This is a genomic window from Streptomyces sp. (assembly GCF_036566765.1).
In the GTDB taxonomy this organism is placed as follows: domain Bacteria; phylum Actinomycetota; class Actinomycetes; order Streptomycetales; family Streptomycetaceae; genus Streptomyces.
This window is the reverse complement of sequence record NZ_DATCVQ010000101.1, coordinates 1-9951: the sequence shown is the minus strand read 5'-3', so window position 1 is coordinate 9951 and position 9951 is coordinate 1. Positions and strand designations below refer to the sequence as shown.

At 71.2% G+C, this 9951-nt stretch carries 13 protein-coding genes; all 13 read right to left on the bottom strand.

Features of this window, described 5'->3' with window-relative positions; genetic code table 11:
- On the bottom strand, positions 1 to 636 hold a 636-nt coding region (locus tag VIU94_RS05725; protein ID WP_331908210.1), incomplete at its 3' end, for a hypothetical protein.
- Positions 637 to 647: 11 nt separating this feature from the next.
- Positions 648 to 4769, bottom strand: a complete 4122-nt coding sequence (locus VIU94_RS05720) for a phage tail tape measure protein (RefSeq protein ID WP_331908208.1) — start codon at positions 4767 to 4769, stop codon at positions 648 to 650.
- A gap of 32 nt (positions 4770 to 4801) precedes the next feature.
- Positions 4802 to 5224, bottom strand: coding sequence for a hypothetical protein (locus tag VIU94_RS05715; RefSeq protein WP_331908206.1), 423 nt, complete (start codon positions 5222 to 5224; stop codon positions 4802 to 4804).
- On the bottom strand, positions 5107 to 5454 hold the full coding sequence (locus VIU94_RS05710; RefSeq protein ID WP_331908204.1) for a hypothetical protein: 348 nt from the start codon (positions 5452 to 5454) through the stop codon (positions 5107 to 5109). Before VIU94_RS05710 ends, VIU94_RS05715 begins: the two co-directional genes overlap by 118 nt.
- Positions 5451 to 5954: a hypothetical protein gene (locus tag VIU94_RS05705; protein ID WP_331908202.1), complete on the bottom strand. Its 504-nt coding sequence runs from the start codon at positions 5952 to 5954 to the stop codon at positions 5451 to 5453. The genes VIU94_RS05710 and VIU94_RS05705 overlap by 4 nt, the downstream gene beginning before the upstream one ends.
- Before the next feature lie 3 nt (positions 5955 to 5957).
- On the bottom strand, positions 5958 to 6218 hold the full coding sequence (locus tag VIU94_RS05700) for a hypothetical protein (RefSeq protein ID WP_331908200.1): 261 nt from the start codon (positions 6216 to 6218) through the stop codon (positions 5958 to 5960).
- Positions 6218 to 6712 (bottom strand): phage tail tube protein, encoded by a 495-nt coding sequence (locus VIU94_RS05695; protein ID WP_331908198.1) that lies wholly within the window; start codon positions 6710 to 6712, stop codon positions 6218 to 6220. The genes VIU94_RS05700 and VIU94_RS05695 overlap by 1 nt, the downstream gene beginning before the upstream one ends.
- 3 nt (positions 6713 to 6715) lie before the next feature.
- Entirely contained in the window at positions 6716 to 6970 is a 255-nt protein-coding gene (locus tag VIU94_RS05690; protein ID WP_331908196.1) for a hypothetical protein, read from the bottom strand.
- Positions 6971 to 6979: 9 nt separating this feature from the next.
- The gene (locus VIU94_RS05685; protein ID WP_331908194.1) at positions 6980 to 7402 is read right to left on the bottom strand and encodes a hypothetical protein; all 423 of its coding nucleotides are present in this window, start codon (positions 7400 to 7402) and stop codon (positions 6980 to 6982) included.
- Positions 7402 to 7992 carry a hypothetical protein gene (locus tag VIU94_RS05680; protein ID WP_331908192.1) on the bottom strand — a complete coding sequence of 197 codons (591 nt, stop codon included), beginning with the start codon at positions 7990 to 7992 and terminating at the stop codon, positions 7402 to 7404. Before VIU94_RS05680 ends, VIU94_RS05685 begins: the two co-directional genes overlap by 1 nt.
- On the bottom strand, positions 7989 to 8195 hold the full coding sequence (locus tag VIU94_RS05675; RefSeq protein WP_331908190.1) for a hypothetical protein: 207 nt from the start codon (positions 8193 to 8195) through the stop codon (positions 7989 to 7991). Before VIU94_RS05675 ends, VIU94_RS05680 begins: the two co-directional genes overlap by 4 nt.
- Entirely contained in the window at positions 8195 to 8599 is a 405-nt protein-coding gene (locus VIU94_RS05670) for a hypothetical protein (RefSeq protein ID WP_331908188.1), read from the bottom strand. The genes VIU94_RS05675 and VIU94_RS05670 overlap by 1 nt, the downstream gene beginning before the upstream one ends.
- A 100-nt stretch (positions 8600 to 8699) precedes the next feature.
- The coding region (locus tag VIU94_RS05665) for a phage major capsid protein (RefSeq protein ID WP_331908186.1) at positions 8700 to 9951 on the bottom strand (1252 nt) is incomplete at its 5' end.

Below are 9951 nucleotides of genomic sequence, written 5' to 3'. Positions count from 1 at the left end.
CAGCGACGTCGTGAAGGTGATCTCCTCGCCGGTCGCGGTGTTGAGCAGCGACGGGCCCGAGCAGGGGCCGTACAGCCGCGCCGTGAAGTGCGACGGGATCGAGCCGATGTTGCCGATGACGGTCGCGCCGGACGACATCGTCACCGGATACGACCACGGGTAGGTCTTCGGGTAGGTGCGGCCGGTCGCCGGACCGACGTCGGCGAGCACGTTGACCTCGACCTCGTCGACCGCTTCCCAGATGCCGGTCGGGACCTTCCACCCGACGGAGATCTGCCGGGCGTCCACGCGGGCCAGGTCGAGACCGAGCGGCGCGGCGAACTGGTCGACCCGCAGCCGGAGGCGCCGCGACGACGACCAGCCGTCGTCCTCGACCACCAGGTACGGGCGGGACCGGGGGTGCAGGAACCGGGTCAGCTCGTCCTCGATCGCGCGCGGGTTCTCCGTGACGAGCAGCTCGATCGAGCATGCCCGCGCCCCGAACAGCGACGTTGTGTCGCGGGTGCCGTCGTCGTCGGTGCGGTTCTCGGCGACCTCCCGCACCTCCGGCATCGGAGCTTCCAAGCTCTGGAAGAACACGCCCTCGTCGCGGCGAGGCAGCAGCAGCATCTGCCGGTCACCGTCGACCAGCTTCACCGAGGTCAGCATCAGAACGCCGCCGCCCGGGCGGCGAAGCCCAGCCTGGAGGCGAGCAGGTCCACGTCGGCCGTCTCCCGCACTTCCATGTGCTCGATGTTCACCAGCGGGCCCCCGTTCGTGCCGCTCGTCGCCGCCGCGTACTGGCCGCTGGTCAGCACCGGCTCCGGGCGGCCCGTGGCGTTGTAGGCCAGAGTGAAGCCGGGCTGGAGCATCCCGCCCGAGTCGTACTTGACGGCCTGCGCGGCGACGACCTTCGGCTTCACACCGAAGGTCCTGCCGACTCCGGTCGCCAGCTTGCGGCCGAGCCGGGTCATCTCCTTGTCCAGCGCCGCCCGCTGCGCGTACAGCCCCGACAGGAGCCCCTTCCCGGCGCCCTTGCCGGCGTCGTAGAGGGCGTTCGCGGCGGTCTGCCCGAGGCTCACCGACGCCTTGTCGATGACGCCCTGGGCGGCGTTCATCTTCTTCAGCGTGGCGGCGTCGGAGGACAGCAGCGTCCGCGCCAGGACCGTGCCGTCGTTCACACCCATTCCGATGACCTGGGACAGCAGGCCGCCAGCGAGGCCGCGCTTCTTGAGCTGGGTGATCTGGGACGCGAAGTTCGTGATCTGGGACGCGCGCTCGGTGAGGCCGAGGGCGACCTGCTGCCCGGTACCGCGCGTCCGCAGGTTCGACAGGGACGCGAAGTCCTTGGCGGACTGGGCGACGGTGCCGGCGTACTCCTTGGCCTGGGCGATCTGCGTCGAGATCCCCGCGGCCTTGGTCGCGGCCGTGCTCATCGCCTTCTGGATCGAGTTCGACCAGGCGATCAGCTTGCGCTCGGTGCCCCCGGCGAACGCCTTGCGGATCGCGGCGTCGAGCTTGTTGAACCAGGATGCGAGCTTGCCGGCGTCGCCGATGACCGAGCCGGTGAGCGCCTTCACCAGGGACGTGCCGGCGGACTGGCGCGCGGCGCGGCTCGTGGTTGTGGCGGTCGAGCGGCCGGCCGAGACCTTACCGCCGCGCGCGAGCGACAGCACCGGCTCCGGCCGCCCGGTGCCGTTGTAGGCCAGGGTGTAGCCGGGCTGCAGGAGGCCGCCGCGGTCGTAGGTGGCGTGCCGCATGTAGCGCAGCAGCGGCGACTTCCGGTCGCCCGGGTCGAGGTTGCGTTCCCGGTAGGCGCGCAGATCCTTGCGGCGCTGGTCCATGATGCCGCCGCGGGCCATCGGCCGCAGGATCGCCGACTGGCCGCCGCGCGTGCCGCGGCGGACGACCGAACCCTCGTTGCCGCCGATCGTCTCGTACACGCCGCCGCCGAGGTTCTTGGCGATGACGTTGATGTGCCCGGTGCCGCGGTAGGCGCCGAGGTCGCCGGGGCGGCCCTCACCCTGCCCGACGTGCCGCATCGCGCCGACGTAGGACGCGACAGCGGCCGAGGGGTAGCCGGGGTACTTCTTGGTCGCGCCCGCCTTCTTGATCGCCTCGGACACGAACATCGCGCACCACGGCGCGCCCGGCATCCCCCAGGCGCGGGTCAGCCAGTTGTTGTTCTCGCCCCGGTCGTCGCCCATCCCGATCATGCGCTCGGCGGCCTTGACGACCCCTGCGGAGTCGCCGCCGTAAGCCTTGGCGAAGGTCTTGATGACCTGCTGCGCGGACGCCCACGCATGCGCCAGCAGCTTGCCGGGCACCCCCGACATGCCTGCGCCGAACTTGCCGCCGCCGGAGATCTCCCCAGGGCGGGGCATGACCTTGGACGCCAGGGAGTCCCAGTACTTCCTAGGGTTCTCCAGCATCGCCATCGCGGTCTTGCCGATCCCGGTGACCTTGCCCGCGGCCTTCTTCACCGCGCCGAGCACGTCGCCGAACGGGCCGCCGAGGACGCCGCCCTTGGCGAGCATCTGCAGGTCCCCGCCCGCCGACGCCCACAGCGCCTGCGCACGGCCGCGGAACCGGGGGTCGGTGGGGATCACGTACTCGGGGAACTGCTTGCGGCCCTCGCCGACGATCGCCATCGGCCCGTTGGTCTTCATCGGGCGGGCCTGGGCAGGGTTGGCGAGCGTGCCGCCGGTCTCCAGCGCGGCGATGTTGCCGAGCTTCAGACCGCCCGGCAGTTTCAGCCACCCGATCACGGTGTTCCACAGGCGCTTGATGCCGTCGTTGTAGCCGCGGTTGATCACCCAGTTGATGGGGCCGCGGATCGCGGCGGGCAGCCGGTCCCAGGAGGACTTCATGCCGGAGACGCCGCTGGAGAACGCCTGCTTGGCTGCCGACATCGCGCGTCGGATCCCGCCGACGGTCTGGTCGAGCAGGCGGTGCGCGAACGCCGACGTCCAGTTCCAGAACCCCGACCAGGACAGGCGCAGGGGCGGGAGCCCGTCGAACAGGTTCTGCTTGATCCGGGCGAGCGAGGTCTTCAGCCCGGACGCCGCGGCCGACATGCCGCGGCCCAGCGCGCCGGGCAGCCAGGTCGCGAACTGGGACGTCTTGGAGCCCAGGAGCTTGAACCCCTCGGTCCATGAGGTCTTCAGCTGCGGCCAGAACTGGCGTGTGAAGTAGCCCAGGATGCCGCCGGCCGGGCCGAGCAGCGCGGCGCCGAGCCCGATGCTGAAGATGTTCGACCAGGTCAAGAATCGGTTGCCGTCGTCCTGGACGACCTGGAAGTCCCCGCCGACGCCGGAGATCTTCCCGCCCGCGCCCTCGGCTGCGCCGCCCAGCTTCCGGAACCCGCCGGCCAGGGTGTCGACTGCGGTCCCGAGGGTGTCGCGGAAGAACATCGCAGCGTCGTTGAGGAGCTGCTGCAGCTGCGGCCACTTGTCCTGCCAGATCCGGGCGGCCCGCGAGAACAGGTCACCCAGCCCCAGCAGGGCAGGCTTGATCGTTTCGGTCCAGGCGGACCCGACCGCGCCCTTCACTCCGGCCCAGACGCCGTTGACGATCCCGCGGAACGTCTCGGACTTCTTGTAAGCCAGAACCAGCCCGGCGACCAGGCCGGCGATCGCCAGCACCACCAGGCCGATCGGGTTCGCCGAGAGCACCACGTTCAGCGCGGTCTGGATCGGGACCCAGATCCGCGCCGCCGTGGACGCGGCGACGAACGCCGTGGCGAGCGCCGTCACGACCGGCGGCGGCAGCGCCGCGAGCATCGCCGAGAAGTGCTTGACCAGCAGCAGCGATATCCCCGTCATGGGCGCGAACGCCGTGGCCAGGTTCACCACGATCTGGACGAGGTTCCCGAAGGTTTCCTTCAGGGCGGGCAGGTTCTGCCGGATGTAGGCGATGAACCCCTTGAAGCTCTCGCTGTCCTTGAGGGACTTCCCCCAGTCGGCGAACCGCGCGGTGAGGCCCTCGACCCCGGACGCCATCGCGCCGGCATGCGGCAGGAACGCGTCCACGATCCCGCCGAGGCCGATCGCGACGTTGCGCACCGACCGCAGCAGCGGCGGCAGGGTCTTCTTGGCCGTGGCGTTGAGGCGGTTCAGGAACTGGGCGAACCCGCTGGACTTGCTGTCGGTGTCGAGCTGCCCGACGAAGTCGCGCAGCGCCGCCGCGCCCGTCTTCACCAGCGGCGTCAGCTTCGGCAGGAGCCGACTGGCGATCCCGATGCCCTTGGTGAAGATCGGCATCGTGTCGCCGGCCAGGCTGTCGGACCACTTCCCGAACTGCTCGCGCAGGTTCAGGAACCCGACGGCGGCCTGCGCCGTCGCCGGCGGCATGCCCGACAGCTGCTGGTTGTACGCCTTCAGCGCCGTCTTGGCCTGGGTGGAGCTGGCGCCGTTGGCCTTGACCGCCTTGTCGTAGGTGTCACTGGCCTTGGCCAGCTCACCGATCGCGGTCACCTGCGGCTTGACCGCGAGACCGAACGCGCCCAGCGCTGCCCCCGCGGACGCGAACGCCGCAGCCATCGCCCCGGCGGCTCCGACCGCTGCGGCACCGGCGGCGCCCGCGGCCGGGGCGATGGCGACCAGCGCTGAGGTCATCGTCGCGGCGCGGCCGGTCAGCACCTCGAACGCCTTGGACGTCTTCGCGCTGGACGCCCCCGCGCGGTCCAGCCGGGACGCGAGCCGGTCGGCGTCGTCGGCCGCGCCACGGAACGCCCGGGAGGTGTTGTTCCTGCCGATCAGGTTCAGCATCACCGACCGCGACTCGGCCACGACCCACCCCCTGATCCGCTGTTGAGTTGTGCTCAGAACCGCTTGGGTATCGGCGGCTTCGGCTTCTTGGGCTTCTCGCCCTTGCCGCCACCGCGCTGCCAGTTCGCGTGCGCGAGGTGGAAGGCGATGACGTCGAGCGCGGCGACCTCGGTCGTGTAGGCGGCGGCTGACTGTCCGAGGATCGAGCGGGCGGTCGCCGACCCGGGCGGCAGGTGCTGGACGAACTCGATCAGCTCACGGTGTGTGAGTTTGGTCGGGTCGTCGTCCCACAGGTCCCGCAGCCGGTAGCCGGGCCACTCGTGGCGCAGGTCGTAGTCGACGGCTCCACCGTGCTCCTTCAGGAGCCGGTAGAGCCCTCGGATTCCCCCTCGTCGGTGCCGCAGAACTTGTCGTAGGCCTGCGTCAGCTTCGTCAGCTGCTCGCCGCGCAGGCCGAGCTTGCGGAACCGCTCCCACTGATCCTCGCCCATGGCGGTCCGCAGGGACAGCAGCGTGCCGGCGGCCTCGCCGCCCTGCTCGTACGCCTCCAGCAGCGGGATCTTGTCGAGCGTCTCGCGGTGGGCCATCTCCCACCGCTCGTTGTTCGGGCCGAACACGAACCGGAACGGCCTCAGCGTCTTCTCGACCTTGACCGAGTTCAGATTGAAGTCGAACGGCTGGTCGTCTCGTGCCTTGGTGGTGCTCATCCCCGGGCTATCTCCTTGCTGATCTGGTCGACCACGCGGGCCCCGGCCCGCTGTGCCGCGGGTGCGGCGCTGCTGGTCGCTCGGTCGAAATACGGGTGGGGGCGCTGGGTCACCCACGGGCGGTGCCCGTAGGTCTGGTGGCGCCACCGGGTGAAGGGCTTGCGGCCGTCGAGGTAGCCGGGCAGGTTGCCCTCCCCGGGCGGCATCCGCTGGGGGTTGACCCACACCACCACCGTGGGGCGGCGAGTGGTGCGGACCTTGACTTCGGTGGCGGCGGCGATCTTGGCGCGCAGGGACCGGCGTCCGGCCCGTCCGGTCTGCCCCTTGGACGGGGTCGCCCGCACGGATGCGCGCACCGCGGCGGCGACCGGGCGGGCCGTCTCCGTCAGCTCGCGCCGGAGCCGGTCGTTGATCTCGGTGGCGCGCTGGCGGCGCAGGTCGGCCGCCAGTTCCCTGACCTGCCGGGCGCCGGAGATCGTGATCAGCCGCGCGCCGGGCATCGGTCAGTCCTCGCCGGTCGGCGCGCTGGCTGCCTCATTGACGATGGGGACACAGATGCGGTGCCGGGCCACCTCGTCGTCCACCGCATACCTCCATCCGTCGCCCTTGTCGGGGTGGCTGGCGAACACCGTGGCGTAGACGGCGTCGCGGTGGAAGTCCAGGCCGACCACGCTGCGGAGGTCGAAGCCGAGCGACTCCACAGCCGCGACGAGGTCGGCCCGCCCGATCTTGGCCGGGACGCCCGGCAGGACCTGGTCACCCATCAGGCGGCGGCCGGGACCGACAGGTTCTCGACCGGCTCGCGGGTGATCGCGAACTGGATCTCGATCGTCACCGCGTCGTCGTCCAGCGACCGGGCCTTGCCCTGCGACATGACCCGCACCGGGTACACGTCCATCAGGTTGTCCTCGACGTCGCCGCCGTCCAGCCACACGATGTACCCGGACGTGCCCCGGGTCAGCAGCGTGCGGACGTCCACGCCGTCCTCGGAGGCGTAGAAGGTGATCGAGGAGTCGTCCACCGACGTCGGCCCGGGGATCTTCGACGTGAACTCCGTGGCGAGGTCGGGCGTCTCGATGTTGTCGCCCTGCACCTGCCATCCGTCGATCGCCGCGATCTCCGGCGACAGGTCCTTGCCCGCGTTCAGCTCCACGCGGGTCGGGCCCGTCGACAGGCTCGCGACAGTCGTCAGGAAGTAGGCCCTGGTGATGCCGCGCGCGAAGTACCGCTGCGTCACATCGATCGGGGTTGCGGGCATCGGTCAGTCCTCCTGCTTGTTCGTGCGGCGGCCACGCGGCCGGCCCGCGTCATTGAGCTGCTCCTCGGTGAGGACGGGCTCAGGCTTCTGGGTGGTGGCGACGACCGTGGCCGGAGGCAGTTCGCCGCCCTTGTCGAGCGAGGTCGCGTCGGCGCGGCTCCACCCGGCGCCCTCCCAGTGCCGCAGCGACCGCTCGTCCACCTCGGACTCCAGGCCGCCCGGGTGGGTGATCTTCACCAGATTGCTGTTGCGGGGCACGACTTCTCCTCAGCCCGTTGTCCGTACCGTCAGGCGCAGAGTCGCGCCCAGGTTCTGCATCTCCTGCTGATCTCCGACCGTGATCCCGTACGCCGACATGCCGTCGACCCACGCGGTCGTCCGGTTCCCGAGCCCCAGGTGCGGGTTCGCGGTGATCCGCGACCGGACCGGGCCCGTCTCGGAGATCAGCTCGTCCAGGTCGTCCTGCGCCACCTGCGCGTCCCCGAACGCCACCAGGACCGTGAGGCTGAACTGCCACACGTCCTGGCCCCGGCCCGACTGCATCGGCGTCCGGAACGTCGCGTCCGTCGGCACGACCACCAGCGCGGGCAGGTTCGGCACGACCGCCGGCTGGTAGGGGTAGGCCGACAGGTCCGGGACGTCGTCGAACAGCGCACAGATCGCGGCGCGGACCGCACCGATCTCGGCCATCAGGCCACCACCACGCGCCGGAACGGCGACAGCAGGTCCACCACGTCCGGGTCCGCGCGGGTGATCCGCACCGCCCCGAAGTCACCGAACCCCGCCACGCCCCACACGGCCTCCTTGCGCTTGAACAGCCCGATCGCGCGCAGGATCGTCGCCTTCTCCACCTGCGCCGGAACCGCCGACCAGCCCCACCGGGCCGTGACGCGCAGCGTCGGGCGACGCCCCCCGACCGGCCAGCGACCCGACAGCGCCACCACCTGATCCCACGCGAACGCCGGCCCCCGCGACGCGGCGTTCAGCGGCTCCAACTGGTAGTCGTCGGCGACCCATGTCGCCCACGACGCGCCACCCCACGTCTCCACGACCAGGCCGTCCGCCGCGCCGACGTCGTCGATGTCGGCGACCTCGGTGTCGCACGGCCGGAACAGGCGCGGCGTCGCGACATCGGACAGGCCGAACGTCCGGCCGCCGCACCAGTCCTCCACCGCACGCGACGCCGCCGCGACCGCACGGTCGAGCAGCGTCTCGTCGAGGGCGTCCTTGCTGTCGGCCAGCTCGGCGCGCAGCTGCTCGATCGTGCAGTAGTCGGTCATCGCCCGCGGGCCCTGGACTGCTTGGCCGTCCGCTCAGGGCGCGCCCCCTCGGGGTGTTCCACCGGCTCGGCGCGCACCAGTTCGGCGCGCACGCCGTCCGCCCACGTACGGGCGACCGTGGCCGGGAGGTCCACCTCGTCCCCGGCATGCCGGTCACCAACGTCATCGCCGGCGACCGACTGCAGGAACCGCACCCTGGGCATCAGGCGTGCTCGTCGAGTTCGGCGTCGACCCGCTTGACCGCCTGCTCGGCGGCCTTGGCGTGGACGTCGACGATCCGCTGCACGGTCGGGTCGGGCTCCGAACCCTCACCACCGGCCGCGGCGGGGGCGCGCAGCGCCTGGTCGGCGACGGAGACGGCCTGCTCGGTGAGCTGCTGCTCGGACGCCTTGCGGGCCGTCTCGGCGTCGATGTACTCGAAGCCGGGGGTCTGCGCCGGGGTGCCGTCGGGCTTGCGGGACGCCATCTGGACGCGGTCGACCTCGCCGCGCTCGACGGCCGCGGCCACGTCGGGGTCCTTGCGGAGGATGCCGGACTCGTCGGTCTCCACCTTCGGGGCGTCCGGCGTCGCCGCCCGGGTGGTCTTCTGCGTCTTGGCCTCGGCCATGACGATCCTCTCTGTGCGGGCCTCAGGGGGCGCGGCCGGGGAACCGCGCCCCCTGAGACGATCAGGTGCCGTACCGTGCGGGCCTACGCTGTGCGTAGGCTCACGTCGCGGAGTTCTGGTACGCGCGCACCGCGTTGGCGTCCTGCAGCGTGCCGTCGGTGCGGGCGTAGGCCGCGAACCCGACCTGCAGGTACTCGGCGTACCGCTCGACGAGGCGCATGAGCTGCACGCCCTGCACGTCGCGGATCAGGTAGGCGCGCCGGAAGTCGCCGAACAGGATGCTCTTGGCGTTGGCGGCCATCGCCGGCATGTCGTCGTTGATCTCCAGGCCGTAGCCCAGGATCGAGTCGGGCATCCCGACCTGCACGCTCGGCTCCCACAGCGGCCGGTTCTGCGAGTCCTTGAGCTTGCGGATCGGCTTGAGGGAGGAGTCGGCCATCATGAACCGCGAGTCCGCCGACCGGTAGGCGCGGTTCACCGAGTGGATCAGGTCGATCAGGTCGTCGTAGACGATCGTGGTCGTCTGCCCGGTGGTGCCGGTCTTGCCGACGGTGGCGTTGGTCTGGATCCCCAGCGGCTGCGAGGAGCCGGTGCCGGTGGTGAAGTGCGTGTTCTGGATCCGGCCGATCCGCTCGCCGAGCTTGCGCGCCAGGAACGGGTCGAGCGCGAACACGCTGTCCTGCAGGAGCTGGAAGGAGACGCGCACCATCTTGGACGTGTACATGTACGCGTCGATGTCGGCCTGGCCGACGGTCAGGTCCTGCTCGGTCATGGCCGTGTTCTCGGCCAGGATCGCGCCGACGTTGGCGGTGTCGTCGTTGGTCGGCCACGGCAGCGTCGCGCCGGTCTCGGTGGTGATGACCTCCGACACCGCCCGCATGTTGCTGTAGAACTTCATCGTCTCGATGAGCTGGGCACGGAACGCGGGCGGCACCAGGTAGCCACCGGCCGCGCCGGTCGCGACGCCCTGGGCGCGCAGCTCCCGCTGGGTGGCGGGATCCATCGCGCCGCCGCGCAGCGCCGTGCGCAGCTCGGGCGTCAGCCCTTCGGAGCCGTCGCGCAGCCACGCGTCGAACGCCTCGACGTAGCGGTTGACCGCCCCGTCGTCGTTGTGGCGCTCCTGCTCGCCGGCGGCGGCCGGGTGGGCCGCGGTGTAGTCGATGGCCTCCAGGCGCGCGGCGCGCTCCTCGTCGGCGATCTTCTTGGACAGCTTCTCGACGTCGTCGAGGGCGCCCCGGAACGCGGTGTCCTCGTCCTCGTTGGCGTCGCGGTTCTCCTTGGCGAGCCGGTCGCGGATGTCCTGGACGGTCGCCCAGGCGTTCGCGCGCCGGTCCAGCAGGTCCTGCAGTCGG

Excerpts from the sequence above, each read along its gene's own strand:
- VIU94_RS05685 (WP_331908194.1), bottom strand. The coding sequence starts at position 7,402 with ATGGCCGAGATCGGTGCGGTCCGCGCCGCGATCTGTGCGCTGTTCGAC.
- VIU94_RS05705 (WP_331908202.1), bottom strand. The coding sequence starts at position 5,954 with ATGCCCGGCGCGCGGCTGATCACGATCTCCGGCGCCCGGCAGGTCAGG.
- VIU94_RS05675 (WP_331908190.1), bottom strand. The coding sequence starts at position 8,195 with ATGCCCAGGGTGCGGTTCCTGCAGTCGGTCGCCGGCGATGACGTTGGT.
- VIU94_RS05695 (WP_331908198.1), bottom strand. The coding sequence starts at position 6,712 with ATGCCCGCAACCCCGATCGATGTGACGCAGCGGTACTTCGCGCGCGGC.
- VIU94_RS05670 (WP_331908188.1), bottom strand. The coding sequence starts at position 8,599 with ATGGCCGAGGCCAAGACGCAGAAGACCACCCGGGCGGCGACGCCGGAC.
- VIU94_RS05700 (WP_331908200.1), bottom strand. The coding sequence starts at position 6,218 with ATGGGTGACCAGGTCCTGCCGGGCGTCCCGGCCAAGATCGGGCGGGCC.
- VIU94_RS05680 (WP_331908192.1), bottom strand. The coding sequence starts at position 7,992 with ATGACCGACTACTGCACGATCGAGCAGCTGCGCGCCGAGCTGGCCGAC.
- VIU94_RS05710 (WP_331908204.1), bottom strand. The coding sequence starts at position 5,454 with ATGAGCACCACCAAGGCACGAGACGACCAGCCGTTCGACTTCAATCTG.